Annotated in this window: 13 protein-coding genes and 1 pseudogene; 12 read left to right on the forward strand and 2 right to left on the reverse strand. The window is 39.0% G+C overall.

What is annotated here, in order from left to right; genetic code table 11:
- Positions 1-2 precede the first annotated feature (2 nt).
- The 8 genes from RMB13_RS12920 (at position 3) to RMB13_RS12960 (ending at position 10,399) form a co-directional block, all read left to right on the forward strand.
- Positions 3-713, forward strand: a complete 711-nt coding sequence (locus RMB13_RS12920) for a succinate dehydrogenase iron-sulfur subunit (RefSeq protein ID WP_005036504.1) — start codon at positions 3-5, stop codon at positions 711-713.
- Positions 714-996: 283 nt separating this feature from the next.
- On the forward strand, positions 997-1,125 hold the full coding sequence (locus RMB13_RS12925) for a hypothetical protein (protein ID WP_002116082.1): 129 nt from the start codon (positions 997-999) through the stop codon (positions 1,123-1,125).
- 157 nt (positions 1,126-1,282) lie between these two features.
- Positions 1,283-4,123, forward strand: a complete 2,841-nt coding sequence (locus RMB13_RS12935) for a 2-oxoglutarate dehydrogenase E1 component (RefSeq protein WP_231764689.1) — start codon at positions 1,283-1,285, stop codon at positions 4,121-4,123.
- A complete protein-coding gene (gene odhB, locus RMB13_RS12940; protein ID WP_311085426.1) occupies positions 4,123-5,313 on the forward strand; it encodes a 2-oxoglutarate dehydrogenase complex dihydrolipoyllysine-residue succinyltransferase in 1,191 nt (396 codons plus the stop codon). The genes RMB13_RS12935 and odhB overlap by 1 nt, the downstream gene beginning before the upstream one ends.
- A gap of 61 nt (positions 5,314-5,374) precedes the next feature.
- Entirely contained in the window at positions 5,375-6,808 is a 1,434-nt protein-coding gene (lpdA, locus tag RMB13_RS12945) for a dihydrolipoyl dehydrogenase (RefSeq protein WP_005036509.1), read from the forward strand.
- Between the two features lie 147 nt (positions 6,809-6,955).
- Positions 6,956-8,122: an ADP-forming succinate--CoA ligase subunit beta gene (gene sucC / locus RMB13_RS12950; RefSeq protein WP_003655470.1), complete on the forward strand. Its 1,167-nt coding sequence runs from the start codon at positions 6,956-6,958 to the stop codon at positions 8,120-8,122.
- A gap of 14 nt (positions 8,123-8,136) precedes the next feature.
- Positions 8,137-9,027 carry a succinate--CoA ligase subunit alpha gene (sucD, locus tag RMB13_RS12955; RefSeq protein ID WP_003655479.1) on the forward strand — a complete coding sequence of 297 codons (891 nt, stop codon included), beginning with the start codon at positions 8,137-8,139 and terminating at the stop codon, positions 9,025-9,027.
- A gap of 640 nt (positions 9,028-9,667) precedes the next feature.
- On the forward strand, positions 9,668-10,399 hold the full coding sequence (locus tag RMB13_RS12960; protein ID WP_132071738.1) for a hypothetical protein: 732 nt from the start codon (positions 9,668-9,670) through the stop codon (positions 10,397-10,399).
- A gap of 282 nt (positions 10,400-10,681) precedes the next feature.
- Here the strand turns inward: RMB13_RS12960 and RMB13_RS12965 are convergent.
- Together RMB13_RS12965 and trpS are read right to left on the reverse strand one after the other, a co-directional pair.
- Positions 10,682-10,843, reverse strand: a pseudogene (locus tag RMB13_RS12965) (flotillin domain-containing protein); the annotation flags it as partial.
- 345 nt (positions 10,844-11,188) lie between these two features.
- Positions 11,189-12,202, reverse strand: coding sequence for a tryptophan--tRNA ligase (gene trpS / locus RMB13_RS12970; RefSeq protein WP_003655481.1), 1,014 nt, complete (start codon positions 12,200-12,202; stop codon positions 11,189-11,191).
- A gap of 207 nt (positions 12,203-12,409) precedes the next feature.
- Here trpS and RMB13_RS12975 point away from each other — a divergent pair, with 207 nt between their 5' ends.
- The 4 genes from RMB13_RS12975 to RMB13_RS12990 form a co-directional block, all read left to right on the forward strand.
- A complete protein-coding gene (locus RMB13_RS12975) occupies positions 12,410-13,339 on the forward strand; it encodes a DUF808 domain-containing protein (RefSeq protein WP_056483215.1) in 930 nt (309 codons plus the stop codon).
- Positions 13,340-13,365: 26 nt separating this feature from the next.
- Entirely contained in the window at positions 13,366-14,265 is a 900-nt protein-coding gene (locus tag RMB13_RS12980; RefSeq protein WP_080027660.1) for a neutral zinc metallopeptidase, read from the forward strand.
- A 273-nt stretch (positions 14,266-14,538) separates the two neighbouring features.
- Complete coding sequence (locus RMB13_RS12985) at positions 14,539-16,008, forward strand: cation:proton antiporter (RefSeq protein ID WP_311085427.1); 1,470 nt, start codon at positions 14,539-14,541, stop codon at positions 16,006-16,008.
- A 457-nt stretch (positions 16,009-16,465) separates the two neighbouring features.
- Positions 16,466-17,757 (forward strand): BapA/Bap/LapF family prefix-like domain-containing protein (locus RMB13_RS12990; RefSeq protein ID WP_311085428.1); only part of this gene is annotated, 1,292 nt, incomplete at its 3' end.

A 17,757-nucleotide genomic window follows, 5' to 3' on the forward strand; every position in this document is an offset into this window, starting at 1 on the left:
AGATGAGTAGAGGTACTCGTACATTCGAAATCTACCGCTATGATCCTGATAAGGATAAAGCGCCGTACATGCAAACTTTTAAGCTTGAATTGACTGATAAGCACCGTATGTTGCTTGATGCATTACTTGCATTAAAAGTTCAAGACGAAACTTTAACATTCCGTCGTTCTTGCCGTGAAGGTATTTGTGGTTCGGATGGTGTGAATATCAATGGTAAAAATGGTTTGGCTTGTTTAGAAAACCTGAATGATTTACCAGAGAAAATCGTAATTCGTCCATTACCAGGTTTGCCGGTAATTAAAGATTTGGTTGTTGATATGAACCAATTCTATGATCAATATGACAAAATTCAGCCATTCTTGATTAATAACCAGCCAGCTCCACCTAAAGAGCGTTTGCAATCTCCGGAAGAGCGTGAACACTTGAATGGTCTATATGAATGTATTCTTTGTGCATGTTGTTCAACTTCGTGCCCATCATTCTGGTGGAACCCTGACAAGTTCTTGGGTCCTTCAGCATTGTTGAATGCATACCGTTTCATTATCGACTCTCGTGATACTGCAACAGCAGACCGTTTGGCTCGTTTAGACGACCCGTTCAGTTTGTTCCGCTGTAAAGGTATTATGAACTGTGTGTCAGTGTGTCCTAAAGGTCTAAACCCTACAAAAGCAATTGGTCATATCCGTAATATGATATTTGATCAAGCGGGTTAATTCTGCACAAATAGAAAACGCGCATCCTTGATGTGCGTTTTTTTTTAACTTTATAATGTAAACTTTAGACTTTGGTCGAAAAAGATGAGATTTTTATATATTGCACCATATATTAAAAGATAAAATCGCATATGTATTTCGCCAATTTATAGGTGGTATGTGTCAAAAAAATCAATCGTTCTTTAAGAACATGATACGATTTGCCACAAAGTTATAGGTGAAAAAAGCGTATACTAGTGAAATTAATTTAAGTAGCACGATCTTGGATCTGTGCTTAATTTTTATGGTTAAAGTCATTTTAGAAAAGTTAATTTTAAAGTTAATTTTTCTAAAAAGATTTGCAAAAAATTGCTCGGTTTTAATCGAGTATAAGGTGAGTGATGATGCCATTGAGGGTGTTGTGATTCATTAATTACCTATGGAGTTTCCTCTCTAGGTAGTATGACGCCCCATGGTCTTAAAGACCTGTTGGGTAAGTAATGTCTTTTTTACCAATTTGGCATTATGCATCATGGGTGTGCTTAAAAGGCAGCCTGTAATATTTTTTGCAATAGGAAATGGGTCCACAAATGCAAGAAGTTGCTGACGCATTGCGTCTTGACACTGAACTTTCCGCTGATAGTGCAGCGTATATTGAAGAACTTTACGAGCAGTACCTGTCTTCCCCAACCTCTGTAGCTGAGGACTGGCGCCAATATTTCGATAAATATCCAAAGGGTGACCAACCACACGGCGCTGTGCGTGAGCAATTCCTATTACTAGGACGTAATGCTAATCGTGTTCAACCTGTTGTACAAAGTACTGTAAGTACTGAGCATGAACGTCGTCAAATTGGCGTTTTACAACTTATTGCTGCTTATCGTAATCGCGGACATCAAAAAGCTAAATTAGATCCATTAGGTCTTGCTAAGCGTGAAGATATTCCCGATTTAGATCTTTCAGCACATGGTTTAACCAAATCAGATTTAGACACAGTATTCAACACAGGCAATCTTGAGATTGGCAAAAGCGAAGCAACGCTTGCTGAAATGATTGAAGCAATGGAAGCAATCTATTGTGGTTCAATCGGTGTTGAATATATGCATATCGTGGACACAAAAGAAAAGCGTTGGATTCAACAACGTCTTGAAAGTGTTCGTGGTCAGCTTAATTTTACAAATGATCAAAAGAAAGGGTTCTTGGAGCGTTTAACCGCTGCAGAAGGGCTTGAAAAATTCCTAGGTAATAAATACGTTGGTGCTAAACGCTTTGGTGTAGAAGGTGGTGAATCTTTTATTCCTATGGTGAATGAAATCATTCAACGTGCTGGTGCTGTTGGTTGTAAAGAAGTTGTTATTGGTATGCCACACCGTGGCCGTTTAAACCTTCTTGTTAATATTATGGGTAAAAACCCTGCAGACTTGTTTGGCGAGTTTGAAGGTAAAGCTATTCATAAGAAAGGTTCTGGCGACGTTAAATACCATCAAGGTTTCTCAAGTAATGTAATGACTCCAGGTGGCGAAGTTCACTTGGCATTAGCATTTAACCCATCTCACTTGGAAATCGTTGGTCCTGTAGTTGAGGGTTCTGTACGTGCACGTCAAGTGCGTCGTAGAGACATCGGTGGTGATGATGTATTACCAGTAATTGTTCATGGTGATGCTGCATTTGCAGGTCAAGGTGTGAACATGGAAACCTTCCAGATGTCACAAACTCGTGGCTATACGGTTGGTGGTACTGTACACATTATCGTGAACAACCAAGTTGGTTTTACAACTTCTGATCCACGTGATGCGCGTTCTACTGAGTATTGTACTGACGTTGCAAAAATGATTCAGACGCCAATCTTCCATGTGAATGGCGATGATCCTGAAGCAGTAATCTTTGCTACTCAATTAGCACATGATTTCCGTCACGAATTCCGTAAAGACGTAGTACTTGACTTGTTCTGTTACCGTCGTCGTGGTCATAACGAAGCAGATGAGCCGTCTGGTACACAGCCATTGATGTATCAAGTGATTGCTAAAAAAGCAACAACTCGTACACTCTATGCAGATCAACTTGTTCAAAACAAAGTAATTGATCGTGCTGAAGCAGACCAAATGGTTGAAGATTACCGTGCTGATTTAGAAGCCGGAAACCATGTGGCAAACGCTTTGGTGCTTGAACCAAATACAAAAATGTTTGTTGATTGGACACCTTATTTGGGCCATGACTATACAGACGATTGGGATACTTCATTTGACTTAAATCGCTTAAAAGAATTAGGCGAGGGCATGAGCAAACTTCCGGAAGGATTTGTTATGCAGCGTCAAGTGCAAAAAGTAATTGAAGATCGTGTGAAAATGCAAACTGGTGAAATTGCATTGAACTGGGGTGCTGCTGAAACTTTAGCTTACGCAACCTTGATCGATGAAGATTACCTTGTTCGTATTACTGGTGAAGACGTTGGGCGTGGTACATTCTCACACCGTCATGCAAAATTGCATAACCAAGTTGATGGTTCAACGTATATTCCTCTTTGTCATGTTAAAGAGAACCAACCACGTTTTGCAATTTACGATTCTTTATTATCTGAAGAAGCTGTTCTTGCATTTGAATATGGTTATGCAACTACAATTCCTAAGAGCTTAATTATTTGGGAAGCACAATTTGGTGACTTCGTAAACTGTGCTCAGGTTGTAATTGACCAATTTATTGCTTCTGGCGAGACTAAGTGGGAACGAGTTTGTGGTTTAACAATGTTGTTACCACATGGTTTCGAAGGTCAAGGTCCAGAGCATTCATCAGCTCGTTTAGAACGTTTCTTACAGTTATGTGCTGAAGATAACATGCAAGTGATCACTCCAACGACACCTGCACAGATTTTCCATGCATTACGTCGTCAAGCTGTACGCCCAATTCGTAAGCCATTGATTGTAATGTCACCGAAATCTTTACTTCGTCATAAACTTGCGACTTCTACTTTAGAAGAGCTTGCAAATGGTTCATTCCAGACTGTAATTGACGAAATCGATCAAATTAACAAGTCAGATGTAACTCGTCTTGTACTTTGTGGTGGTAAAGTTTATTACGACTTACTTGAAAAACGTCGTGAACAAAACTTAACTAACGTCGCAATCGTACGTATTGAACAGTTATATCCATATCCAGAACAACGTCTTGCGGAAATCTTGGCTGCATATCCAAACGTGAAAGAACTTGTTTGGACACAAGAAGAGCCGAAGAACCAAGGCGCTTGGTTATTTATCGCACCTCGTTTATACGACGATATCTTAAAATCTGGCAAACAAATCCGTATCAGTTTTGCAGGTCGTGAAGCTTCTGCTGCACCAGCTTGTGGCTCACCGTACTTGCATGCAAAACAACAAGCTCAGCTAATTAATGATGCATTGGCAATCGAAGCTGAACAATCAGGAGATTCTCAATAATGGCAACCGAAATTAAAGCACCGGTATTCCCAGAGTCTGTTGCAGATGGAACCATCGCAACTTGGCACAAAAAGGTGGGTGAACCTGTATCACGTGATGAAGTAATCTGTGATATTGAAACCGACAAAGTTGTTTTAGAAGTGGTTGCTCCTGCAGATGGTAGCTTAGTTGCAATCATTAAAGGTGAAGGCGATACAGTTCTTTCTGACGAAGTGATTGCTCAGTTTGAAGCTGGTGCTGGTGCAGCGGCTGCTCCTACAGTAGAGCAAGCAGTTGCTCAAACTCAAGCTGGTGCAGCTCCTGTTGTTGAGCGCACTGAAGCTGTATCTGGTCAAGCTCCTGCAGTTCGTAAAGCTTTGTCTGAAACTGGTATTGCTGCTGCTGACGTACAAGGTACTGGTCGCGGTGGTCGTATCACTAAAGAAGATGTGGCAAACCATCAAACTAAACCAGCTGCTAACGTTACTCCGTTAAGCGTAGCTGTTGGTGAGCGTATCGAAAAACGCGTTCCAATGACTCGTTTACGTAAGCGTGTAGCTGAGCGTCTTCTTTCTGCAACTCAAGAAACTGCAATGTTAACTACATTTAACGAAGTTAACATGAAGCCAATCATGGAATTGCGTAAGCAATATAAAGATGCGTTTGAAAAACGTCATGGTGCTCGTTTAGGCTTCATGTCATTCTTTGTTAAAGCTGTAACTGAAGCACTTAAGCGCTATCCTGCGGTAAATGCTTCAATTGATGGCGATGATATTGTTTATCACGGTTACTATGACATCGGTGTTGCAGTATCTTCTGATCGTGGTCTTGTTGTTCCAGTATTACGTGATACTGATCGTATGAGCTATGCAGAAGTTGAAGCAGGTATTGGTGCTTATGCTGCTAAAGCGCGCGATGGTAAATTATCTATCGAAGAAATGACTGGTGGTACTTTCACTATTACTAACGGTGGTACTTTCGGTTCATTACTTTCAACTCCAATTTTGAATCAGCCGCAAACTGGTATCTTGGGTATGCACAAAATCCAAGAGCGTCCTATGGCTGTAAATGGTCAAGTTGAAATCTTGCCAATGATGTATTTAGCGCTTTCTTATGACCACCGTATGATCGATGGTAAAGAAGCAGTAGGTTTCTTGGTAGCAATCAAAGAATTGTTAGAAGAACCAGCTAAACTCATCCTTGATCTTTAATTTCTTCGAATAATATTACCGAGATAGAGCGATCCTCTATCTCGGACCATGGAGATAAACAATGTCTCAACAATTTGATCTTGTTGTTATTGGCGGTGGTCCTGGTGGTTATGAAGCTGCAATTCGTGCTGCTCAACTAGGCTTTAAAGTCGCTTGTATCGAAAAACGTATTCACAACGGTAAGCCATCTTTAGGTGGTACATGCTTAAACGTAGGTTGTATTCCTTCTAAAGCATTACTTGACTCTTCACATCGTTATGAAGATACAGTGCATCATTTAGCTGATCACGGTATTACTACAGGTGAAGTGAATTTTGATCTTGCTAAGCTTCTTGCTCGTAAAGACAAAGTTGTTGACCAATTAACTGGCGGTGTCGATCAATTGCTTAAAGGCAATGGTATTGAGTGGTTAAAAGGTACTGGTAAATTACTTGCTGGTAAAAAAGTTGAGTTTGTTTCGCACGAAGGTGAAACTCAAGTTTTAGAACCTAAATACGTGATTCTTGCATCTGGTTCTGTGCCTGTAAATATTCCAGTAGCTCCTGTAGATCAAGATATTATTGTTGATTCAACTGGCGCATTAAACTTCCAAGAAGTACCTAAACGTTTAGGTGTTATTGGCGCTGGTGTAATCGGTTTAGAGCTTGGTTCTGTTTGGCGTCGTCTTGGTGCTGAAGTTGTTGTATTTGAAGCAATGGATGCATTTTTACCAATGGCTGATAAAGCTTTGGCAAAAGACTACCAAAAACTTTTAACTAAGCAAGGTCTTGATATTCGTATTGGCGCTAAAGTTGCTGGTACTGAGATTAATGGTCGTGAAGTGACTGTTAAATACACCCAAGGTGGCGAAGAAAAAACTCAAACTTTTGACAAATTAATCGTTTGTGTAGGCCGTAAAGCTTATGCAGAAGGTTTATTGGCAGATGATTCAGGCATTAAATTGACTGAACGTGGTTTAGTTGAAGTAAACGATTACTGTGCAACTTCTGTAGAAGGTGTATATGCAATTGGTGACTTGGTTCGTGGTCCAATGCTTGCTCATAAAGCAATGGAAGAAGGTGTAATGGCTGTTGAGCGTATCCACGGTCATGCAGCTCAAGTGAACTATGACACAATCATTTCTGTTATCTATACGCATCCGGAAGCGGCATGGGTTGGTTTAACTGAAGAACAAGCTAAAGAAAAAGGTCATGAAGTTAAAACTGGTCAATTCGGTTTTGCTGTAAATGGTCGTGCTTTAGCAGCGGGTGAGGGTGCTGGTTTCGTTAAGTTTGTTGCTGATGCAAAAACTGACCGTTTATTAGGTATGCATGTCATTGGACCTGCTGCATCTGATATCGTACACCAAGGTATGATCGCACTTGAATTTGTATCTTCTGTTGAAGATCTTCAGTTAATGACATTTGGTCATCCAACATTCTCTGAAGTTGTTCATGAAGCTGCACTTGCTGTAGATGGTCGTGCAATTCACGCGATTCAACGTAAGCGTAAATAAAATAAAGAGCGGTTCTCCGCTCTTTTTCACATTTGATGGTGTGATTAAAAAAACATCAAGGTGATAGAGGTAGACAGCAATTTGCATATACAACATGAGAATGTTGCGCAAATTGAAGACAACAAACAAAGTTAAGTAGGTAACTAAATGAACTTACATGAGTATCAAGCTAAAGCGTTATTGAAAGAATATGGTATGCCGGTACAAGAAGGTATCTTGGCAACCAATGCAGACGAAGCAGTTGCTGCATTCGAACAGCTTGGTGGTAAATTCGCGGTAATGAAAGCGCAAGTTCATGCTGGTGGTCGCGGTAAGGCTGGTGGCGTTAAAGTTGCAAAATCTAAAGAAGATGTTATCGAATTTGCAAACAACATTATTGGTACTCGTCTTGTAACGTATCAAACTGATGCAAATGGTCAACCAGTAAACAGCATTATTGTTGCTGAAGACGTATACCCAGTTGAGCGTGAGCTTTACTTGGGCGCGGTTGTAGACCGTTCTAGCCGTCGTATTACTTTCATGGCTTCTACAGAAGGTGGTGTAGAAATCGAGAAAGTTGCAGAAGAAACTCCAGAAAAAATTATCAAAGTTGAAGTTGATCCATTAGTTGGCTTACAACCATTCCAAGCGCGTGAAGTTGCGTTTGCTTTAGGTTTGAAAGACAAGCAAATCAGCCAGTTTGTTAAAATTATGGCTGCTGCTTACCAAGCATTTGTAGAAAATGACTTTGCATTATTCGAAATTAACCCACTTTCAGTTCGTGAAAATGGTGATATTTTATGTGTAGATGCAAAAGTTGGTATCGACTCTAACGCGCTTTACCGTTTACCTAAAGTTGCTGCTTTACGTGACAAATCTCAAGAGAATGAGCGTGAATTAAAAGCATCTGAATTTGATCTTAACTATGTTGCTTTAGAAGGTAACATCGGTTGTATGGTTAACGGTGCTGGTCTTGCAATGGCAACTATGGACATCATTAAACTTTATGGTGGTCAGCCTGCAAACTTCCTTGACGTTGGTGGCGGTGCAACTAAAGAACGTGTAATCGAAGCGTTCAAAATCATCCTTGCTGATACATCTGTACAAGGTGTTTTAATCAACATCTTCGGTGGTATCGTACGTTGTGACATGATCGCTGAAGCGATTATTGCAGCGGTTCAAGAAGTAAACGTAACTGTTCCAGTTGTTGTTCGTTTAGAAGGTAACAACGCTGAATTAGGTGCTAAATTACTTGATGAATCTGGTTTGAAATTAATTTCTGCGAACGGCTTGTCTGATGCCGCAGAAAAAGTTGTAGCTGCAGTTAAAGCGTAAGGGGAGTATCAATCATGAGCGTATTAATTAATAAAGACACTAAAGTATTGGTACAAGGTTTTACTGGTAAAAACGGTACTTTCCACTCTGCACAAGCTTTAGACTACGGTACAAAAGTTGTTGGTGGTGTTACTCCAGGTAAAGGTGGTACAACTCACCTTGACTTGCCTGTATTCAACACAATGAAAGAAGCTGTACGTGAAACAAATGCAGATGCATCTGTAATCTATGTACCAGCTCCATTCGTTTTAGACTCTATCGTTGAAGCGGTTGATTCAGGTGTTGGTCTAATCGTTGTGATCACTGAAGGTGTTCCAACAATCGACATGCTTAAAGCAAAACGCTATTTAGAAACTAACGGTAACGGTACTCGTTTAGTTGGTCCTAACTGCCCAGGCGTGATCACTCCGGGTGAATGTAAGATCGGTATTATGCCTGGTCACATCCACCAACCAGGTCGTATTGGTATTATTTCACGTTCAGGTACATTGACTTATGAAGCTGTTGCTCAAACAACTAAGCTTGGTTTGGGTCAATCTACTTGTATCGGTATTGGTGGTGACCCAATCCCAGGTATGAACCAAATCGAAGCTCTTCAATTGTTCCAAGACGATCCAGATACTGATGCTATCATCATGATCGGTGAGATCGGTGGTACAGCGGAAGAAGAAGCTGCTGAATTCATCAAATCTAACGTGACTAAGCCTGTAGTAGGTTACATTGCTGGTGTAACTGCACCTAAAGGTAAGCGTATGGGTCACGCTGGTGCGATCATTTCTGGTGGTCAAGGTACTGCTGAAGAGAAATTCGCTGCATTTGAACGCGCGGGAATGGCTTACACTCGTAGCCCAGCTGAGCTTGGTTCAACAATGTTGCAAGTTTTAAAAGAGAAAGGTTTAGCGTAATTCGTTAGATTTTGATCTTTAAAAAAACCCCAATGGAGACATTGGGGTTTTTTATTAAAATGAAATTAATTCTAATAAAACATTGAATAATTAACATAATTAATTCAAGGGAAAAATAAATGAGTAGAGAAGAATTAATTTATTGTATCGAAAAATTTATAGATAAAAATGATATCTCTATCAAGAATACACAAAGAATAGAAGTTCTTCTTGATGACTTAAATTCAGAGGAAGAGATAATAGGGAGTATGATTCTAATTCTAGCGTTATATGTCCTGAAGGTGATGAGTACTTGTATGGTGAAGATGAAGTGATTTTAGAATTGAAAAAAATATTAATTTTTTTGAATGATATTTAAATTCTACATATTATCTATTTTCATTCTTTAAGATGAAAAAGAAGAGCCTTATGCCTAATACCAATTTTCATAAATAACTTAATATTCAATCGCTTATAAATATTCCCTTTTAAAGAGAAATGTTTAGCCTCATTCATTAGATTTTAATCTTAAAACCCCAATGGAGATATTGGTTTTTTTACTGGGAAATATAATTGGAGTATTCATGGACTTAGTCTACTAAATAAAATCTAGTAGACTAGTTGTATCTTTACAAAAATATCAATGACAAAGGCAATCGTCATGTATGTGAAAATATCTAGTGTGATTCTCTTCTGCACTTTAATTTCGGGGTGTGCCACAAATCCAGAAAAGTTACAGACACCAATTGAACTTACTTGTATCTTCCTCAAAGAGCCTCTTTCAACTACAGGGCTCTATGGTCCACTCAATGTGGAGTGGACCACTCGTCTAGAACGGGGACCATATTGGTCAGAAAAGATAGATGAAAAGGGCACGTTCTTTCGAGGGGCACCTGGTAGTATTTCAATTCGAAGCCCAGACTATCCATCAATTCCAGGACAACCTGCAGCAACTGATGGTGGCTTTTACTTACCAAAAGACCCTAAGGAGCCAGTCAAAATTTATCGCTACTTCACAACAAAGGCAGTGCCTGTTGAAGTTCCATCTGACAATGTGACGTGTAATACTCTAGCTTATACTAAAGAACCTGCATCCCATAAGGTTAGTCTAGTATCCTTTGCCACAGCTGGCGCAGTAGGAGGTACTACTGGTGCCATAATTGGTAAGAAATTTTCCTCAGGAAATATGAGCTACGGTCAAGCCACAGGAGCTGGCGCTGCAGGGGGAGCAATCGGTGGATTGATTGTTGCTGCTATCATCAACGCTGAAGTAGGGAAAATCATTGGTGGTCTACCAATAAAGGAATCTAGTTTTATGGAAAAGCTTCGCGAACTTGGGGCAAAACGCGAGCCTCTTAAACAAATTTCTTTACTACCAGCTTCTAGTCCATAAAGCTTAGTTCCTCACGTTTATTCATCCATCGAGAGGTCGCTAGTAGTCAGCGCCTCTCTTATTAAACGTTGGGCATCTGTTTCGCTATACTTTTTCAACGCGTGATTTAATTCAAGGGGAGAGATGCCCTGTTTGATATTTTGCTAACCTTATACTGAACTTGGTATCTAATTACTCATTTTCACCATAGGAATGGGTGAAACGGAAGATGAAAATTGTAGATCGAACATTTAGCATTTCGGTCTACATTGAAATAGGAGTACTAAACAGAGTGTATCACCCTTACTCAGCTTTTGGTTTCAACCCTTGAGTCAAACCATTGACATCACCACCTTGTAAGCCCAATTCATTTATTAAGTTATCAATCAAAGGCGCTTGTGAGCGATAGCGTAGCGCGCTATTCACCACTTGATCAGACAAAGAAGTTTGAGCATTTTCAACAGAAGCATTACTGTAACTCGGTTGAATTTCAACCTAAATTGCCAACATTATTATAGGCGAAAAAATACGCAATGATTGGGGTGATCATTGCGTAGAACAACGAATCTGTAAAAACAGTTTCGGTTTAAGGAGAAATGTCGTGAGGTTCATATGATGTAACCTACATAACGAATAATAGAGATAGTTAAGAAATTCTTCATCGCTATTAGCGTTAATAAGTGTTACTTCACGTTAATAGGGTAAAAGCATGTGAATGATAGTGAATACATTAGTAATTCTAAAAAATTAATACTATGGATTAAATAAGCATAAAAAAAGCCCCGAAAGGCTTTTTAGTTTTTAAAGGAATTAGAATTTAAATAATCCTAAACCGTCTTTAACTTCATCTAAGGTCTGTTGAGTAATAAGACGACACTTATCTGTACCTTGACGTAAAACATCCATAATGTAATCAGGATCTTTAGCAAGTTCTTCACGACGTTCACGGATAGGGGTAATCAATTCTTTCAAAACACCTTCAAGACGCTTTTTAACAGTTCCATCACCTAGACCACCGCGACGATAATGCGCTTTTAATTCTTCAACTTCTTCTTTATTTGGATCAAATGCATCTAAGTAAGTAAATACAATGTTTCCTTCAACCTGACCTGGATCTTCAATACGAAGATGATTTGGATCGGTATACATTGCATTTACAGCTTTTTTAATGTCTTTATCAGAAGCATTTAAAACAATGGTATTGCCTAATGATTTAGACATTTTTGCCTTGCCATCAAAACCTGGTAAACGTGCCATATTTGAAAGCAAAGCTTTACATTCAGGCAAAAGGTCTTGGCCAATTTGACGGTTTATTCGACGTACAATTTCATTGGTTTGTTCAATCATTGGAATCTGATCTTCACCCACTGGAACCACAGTCGCTTTGAAAGCAGTAATGTCAGCAGCTTGTGCAACAGGGTAGCAGAGGAAACCAGCCGGAATGTCACGCTCGAAACCACGCATTTGAATTTCAGACTTAATGGTCGGGTTACGTTCTAAGCGCGCAACCGTCACGAAGTTAAGATAGAGCATGGTGAGCTCATTCAGGGCTGGCAAGCATGATTGTACGCAAATCGTGGTTTTTGTTGGATCAATGCCTACAGCTAAATAATCTAGAGCAACTTCCAAAATATTGCGACGGACTTTATCTGGATTATCTGCATTATCTGTTAATGCTTGAGCATCTGCTAATAAGAGATGTTGATGATGGCTATCCTGTAAACCTACACGAGAACGCAAAGAACCGACAAAATGCCCAAGATGAAGTTGTCCGGTTGGGCGGTCGCCTGTCAAAATAATTGGACGCTGATCAACATTACTCATTATTTATTCCACTGTCTTATTGGCTTAATCAGGGGTAGTAAGCCCTGCAATATAAAAGATTGGCATTATTGTACGGGAAATAAAAAAAATTCGTCAGCGATTGGGTAAACTTTTCTTAAAATAATATTGTGAATTTATTCAGTAAAATTACAGAAATTCAAAAAAATCATCTTACAATAGCGTAATAAATACAAACTTGGATAAGAAATGGCAAGTGGCTTACTTTTATTACTAGATGATATTGCAACAATTTTAGATGACGTTGCTTTAATGAGCAAAATGGCAGCAAAGAAAACTGCTGGAGTTTTAGGTGATGATTTAGCCTTGAATGCTCAGCAAGTCACAGGTGTTCGTGCAGATCGTGAGCTTCCTATTGTTTGGAAAGTGGCTAAAGGCTCGTTTGTTAATAAACTTATTTTAGTTCCCTTAGCACTATTAATTAGTGTGATTGCGCCTTGGCTCATTAATCCACTATTAATGTTGGGAGGCTTATTTTTATGTTATGAGGGAGTGGAAAAAGTTCTTCATACCATTATGCATAAAAAGTCCTCTACTCCTGAGGAGGCCAAAGCAGAGCTTGAAAACGAAGAATTAGATTTAGCAACATTTGAAAAAGATAAAATCAAAGGTGCTGTTCGCACTGACTTTATTTTATCTGCAGAAATTGTTGTGATCTCTTTGGGTACCGTTGCTACCGCTACCTTAATGACTAAAGTAAGTGTACTCAGTATTATCGCAGTTGTGATGACAATTGGTGTTTATGGCTTGGTTGCCATGATTGTTAAGATTGATGATCTTGGATTATATCTAACAGATCAAACGGCATCTTTTAAGCAGACTTTAGGTCGTGGCTTGCTCGCATTTGCACCTATTTTGATGAAGTTACTTTCTATTGTCGGCACTATTGCAATGTTTTTGGTAGGGGGAGGGATCATTAATCATACTATTCCTTTACTACATCATTTAACTGAAAATACAGTGGACCATGTTGAGACTATCCCAGCGGTAGGAAATATCATTGGTGCTTTAACACCGACGCTGGTTAACTTTGTAATAGGACTAGTTGCTGGTGCAATTGTTCTATTAATTGTGAGCTTAATACAAAAAATGTGGCCAAAAAAAGCATCGGGTTCATGATGCCATTCTAAAATAAGAGGGAAATTATGCGCTGGAAAGGTCGTCGAATTAGTACCAATGTTGAAGATCGTCGAGGTGGTGGCGGTGTTAGAGCAGGTGGTATTAGCATTATTGGTTTGGTTGTTGCATTTGTTGCGTGGAAGTTTTTTGGGGTTGATCCCCAACAGGCTTATCAGGCAACTCAGCAGGTCACTGCATCACAACAGTCAAATGCAACTGCACCAGAAAGTTTAACAGCCGAGCAAAAAGAAGCCTCTGATTTTGTTGGAACTGTTTTGGCTGATACAGAAGATACGTGGACTCCTATATTTAAACAGTTAGGTAAAACCTATACGCCGCCAAGATTGGTGTTGTTTAGTGGAATGATTCAGTCAGGGTGTGGTACTGCCCAATCAGCAATGGGGCCATTTTATTGTCCGGCAGACCAGAAGGTTTATATCGATACAGAATTCTTTAAAGATATGCGTCAGCAAATGGGAATTTCTGGTGAGCAAAACCAATCTGAACTTTCCAGACAAGATCAGGCAGGCGATTTTGCTCAAGCTTATGTTGTCGCACATGAGGTAGGGCATCATGTTCAAACTTTGCTTGGTATTTCTTCACAAGTACAACAAGCCCGTGCACAAGCAAGCCAAACAGAGGGTAATCAATTATCTGTTCGCCAAGAATTGCAAGCCGATTGTTTAGCTGGTATTTGGGCGAGTCATAATCAGCAACGTACTCAATTTTTAGAGCAAGGTGACATTGAAGAAGCGATGGATGCTGCTCAAAAAATTGGAGATGATTATTTACAGAAGCGCTCTACTGGTCAGATTGTTCCAGATAGCTTTACTCATGGTAGTAGTGAACAGCGAATGCACTGGTTTCAGGTTGGTTTAAAAACTGGCGATATTAACCAATGTGATACTTTTAATAATCCAGTTTAAGATTTTATAGGGTGAGTCTTGTTAAACATATTTAAGAAGCTCATCCATTTTCTTTAGATCATAACTATAAATAATGTTAAGAAATTTAACAGAGTGATAGATTGTTCAATCAATTCGTTAAACTTGTGTCCTAGTTTTTGTTTTTAAGATTATGGCATTGTTAATGCCAGCTTTTTTGTTCAGTTTGGTCGATCTAGCAAAGTTTCTTTTATTTGGTCGTTGACCCAGAAGAAGGGTATTCATGGGTAATTTTTTCTACTACAAGCACTTACAGTGGTTTTTGCGCTCTCAATAGCCACCACGATTTTTAATAAGCGTATTTTAGGCTTTCCACAGGCTATTGGTGTACCTCTGGTTTCGGCAATTTTTGTCTTTATTTTGCAATGGGGGGCTAGTCTGTTAAATGGTAACGAATTTATTACCATCAATATCCACCATATTGAGGAAGTAGTACGCAATATCGACTTCTACGATTTTTTAATTAATGGTGTGATCTGTTTTATTCTAACTTCTTCAGCACTTAAATTTAAAATTTCTGATTTAAGAAGTTACTGGAAGCAAATCAGTATTTTGGCCACCATTGCATTAGTCATTTGCGCCGTTTTATTTGGTGGATTGCTCTATGGGTTTCAACTACTAGTTGGATATCATGTGCCAATTCTGGTGCTTTTACTTTTAGGTGCAGCTTTAGGAGCAACAGACCCTATTGGTATTAAAGGTGTACTGAGTTCGATTCGTGCGCCGCATCATCTAATTGTTAAACTAGAAGGCGAGTCACTATTTAATGATGCAATGTGTATTGCATTATTTATGACCTTGCTCAATGTTTTACAAGGTGAACATTTCTCGTTGATAGCGACACTAGAAGCTTTACTCTATGAAATCGTTGTTGCGGTCGGGATTGGTTGGGCATTTGGGGTAGGGGTGTTACGTCTATTACGTGGTAAACACGAAATGGAGTCTCTGATTCTCACAACAGCTTTGCTCGCGAGTGGAGCATATTTGGTTGCTTTGTTTGCACATGCATCAGCACCAATCGCTTGTGTAATTGGCGGTTTAATTGTTGGAAACAAATGGAAAGAAATACGCGAAGAGCGAGAGATTCAAGAAGTTAATCATTTTTGGCATACCGTAGAAGGAATCATCAACTCATTCCTGTTTACTTTAATTGGCTTAGAGTTATTTATTCTTGATTTAAACTTTAGCCTAATTTTAGGTGGTATTGTTGCATTCTTTATACTTCATATCTCTCGTTTTGCTGCCAACTTTATGGCTTTTGCCTTTTTCCCGAACATGCGGAAAATGAAAAGTTATAATGGTAGTCTAACGATTCTATCTTGGGGTGGGGTACGAGGCGGAATTTCGCTTGCATTAATTTTGGCAGTTGCCAATATTCCTGCATTAAGTCCATATAGCAGTATTCTGATTGGCTATACGTTTATTAGTGTATTGTTATCAGGCATCGTATGTGGTCTGGGTCTGCCGGCTGTGATGAATGCTTTCTATTACAATCCGAATGAAGAAACCGAAGGTTTAAAAGGTCTATATCAAAGATTGTGTCATAAGATGAATCGGAGAGGCTTTCAATATATTGTTGGAGAGGATGCACTGGGTAGAGAAACGATTACCGTTTTTAATCCGGATATTCTGGTAGACCAAAAAACTGAAGATGGAATTGCAACAATGCATGACCCAAATAAGTTACAAGAAGTAAAACGATTTGAGAGTCCTGATAATTTCTAAATATTTGCAGTTTTAAATTTTATAAGATATTTAAAAATTAGGTTTTAGTGTAATAGTAAAATATTACCTAAAGCCTTTTTTTTCTATATATATCATTAATAATATATTTTATTTTATTAAGATATTAATAATTGTTATATGAATATTTTAATTAAATGACATTTCAACAAATGGTAAATAATAAAATATTAAATTTGTTTTATATATAAAACATTTAATGCGATTTTTAGTTAAATTAACATAAGAAAAACCTAATAAAGACTTATATATAATTTGTATTAATTAAAAATTTTTCTATAGGTACTTTAGTATTTGTTTTTTTTATTTTAAAGTGTTTAATGTAAAAATGATCACATTACTTAATGTTTTTAAGTTGTAGGTCAAAAACTTGAAAACATTAAGTAAAAAGAATTATACATAAAATCATTTAAATCAATAATATAAAAGGAATACAGATATGCCTGAAATACAAATAATTGCCAAGGATAGTCACGACACCTTGTCAACCATCAAGGGAACTTCTGCGAAACTTTCAGAAGCGTCAGTCGTATTGGTAAAAGTGGCTGCCAGTGATGTATTGGTAGTGAATAGGGAGGGAACCAATGCAGTCATTCGCCTTAAAAACGGCGAAACTATTGTTATTGAAGGCTTCTTTAGTGGAACAGCTGAGCCTAAAGATAACAGCCTTGTTTTTCAAGACGAAAATGGACAGTTAATCTGGGCAAAATTCAAAGATGCTGAGAATGATGCAGACGCCGATGCTGATGCCGATGCTGATGCCGACAGTGATGTTGAACCCCAAGCACTCGTAGCTGAAGATTTACCAGCTGCTTTACCTGCAGAAGCACCACAAGAGTTAGTGTCTGATGTTATTTATCAGCCTATTTCTTCAATTGAACCATTGCTTTATCACGATGCGGGCATAAACCCATGGTTATGGGCTATCCCGTTAGTTGCGGGTGGTATCATTGCCGCAGCATCAAACAGTGATAGCGATGATGACGACTCTTCAACACCTACCGACACAACACCACCAAATACAGATGGGGTAACTTTCTCAGTTAATCCTGTTACTTCAGATAATGTAATCAACTCATCAGAAGCAGCTGGTAACGTTACGATTACTGGTGTTCTTAAAAATATTCCAACAGATGCAGCGAATACGGCCGTTACAGTTGTTATTAATGGGGTAACTTATAATGCAACTGTAGACAAAACAGCGGGTACATGGACAGTAAGCGTACCAGGTAGTGGTTTAACAGCTGATGCAGATAAAACCATTGATGCTACTGTAACGTTTACAGATGCGGCAGGTAATAGCAGCACTGTTAAAGATACTCAAACTTATACAGTTGATACCACAGCGCCAGCAGCACCAGTGATTGACCCGGTTAACGGGACAGATCCAATTACAGGTACAGCAGAACCTGGTTCAACAGTGACAGTAACTTATCCTGATGGCAGCACAGCAAGTGTAGTTGCAGGACCGGATGGTAACTGGACTGTGCCAAATCCAGGTCTCAATGATGGCGATGAAGTTGAAGCGATTGCTACGGACCCGGCAGGCAACCCATCATTGCCGGGCACAGCTATTGTTGATGCAGTTGGTCCGAATACAGATGGGGTAACTTTCTCAGTTAATCCTGTTACTTCAGATAATGTAATCAACTCATCAGAAGCAGCTGGTAACGTTACGATTACAGGTGTTCTCAAAAACGTTCCGGCAGATGCGGCAAATACAGCCGTTAC

Source organism: Acinetobacter sp. V102_4 (assembly GCF_031799005.1).
In the GTDB taxonomy this organism is placed as follows: Bacteria; Pseudomonadota; Gammaproteobacteria; order Pseudomonadales; family Moraxellaceae; genus Acinetobacter; species Acinetobacter calcoaceticus.

What these genes read in the sequence shown, in the direction of transcription:
- RMB13_RS12975 (WP_056483215.1), top strand. Translation starts at nt 12,410, where the DNA reads ATGGCAAGTGGCTTACTTTTATTACTAGATGATATTGCAACAATTTTA.
- sucC (WP_003655470.1), top strand. Translation starts at nt 6,956, where the DNA reads ATGAACTTACATGAGTATCAAGCTAAAGCGTTATTGAAAGAATATGGT.
- RMB13_RS12925 (WP_002116082.1), top strand. Translation starts at nt 997, where the DNA reads ATGGTTAAAGTCATTTTAGAAAAGTTAATTTTAAAGTTAATTTTTCTA.
- RMB13_RS12920 (WP_005036504.1), top strand. Translation starts at nt 3, where the DNA reads ATGAGTAGAGGTACTCGTACATTCGAAATCTACCGCTATGATCCTGAT.
- lpdA (WP_005036509.1), top strand. Translation starts at nt 5,375, where the DNA reads ATGTCTCAACAATTTGATCTTGTTGTTATTGGCGGTGGTCCTGGTGGT.
- RMB13_RS12960 (WP_132071738.1), top strand. Translation starts at nt 9,668, where the DNA reads ATGTATGTGAAAATATCTAGTGTGATTCTCTTCTGCACTTTAATTTCG.
- sucD (WP_003655479.1), top strand. Translation starts at nt 8,137, where the DNA reads ATGAGCGTATTAATTAATAAAGACACTAAAGTATTGGTACAAGGTTTT.
- odhB (WP_311085426.1), top strand. Translation starts at nt 4,123, where the DNA reads ATGGCAACCGAAATTAAAGCACCGGTATTCCCAGAGTCTGTTGCAGAT.
- RMB13_RS12935 (WP_231764689.1), top strand. Translation starts at nt 1,283, where the DNA reads ATGCAAGAAGTTGCTGACGCATTGCGTCTTGACACTGAACTTTCCGCT.
- trpS (WP_003655481.1), bottom strand. Translation starts at nt 12,202, where the DNA reads ATGAGTAATGTTGATCAGCGTCCAATTATTTTGACAGGCGACCGCCCA.
- RMB13_RS12980 (WP_080027660.1), top strand. Translation starts at nt 13,366, where the DNA reads ATGCGCTGGAAAGGTCGTCGAATTAGTACCAATGTTGAAGATCGTCGA.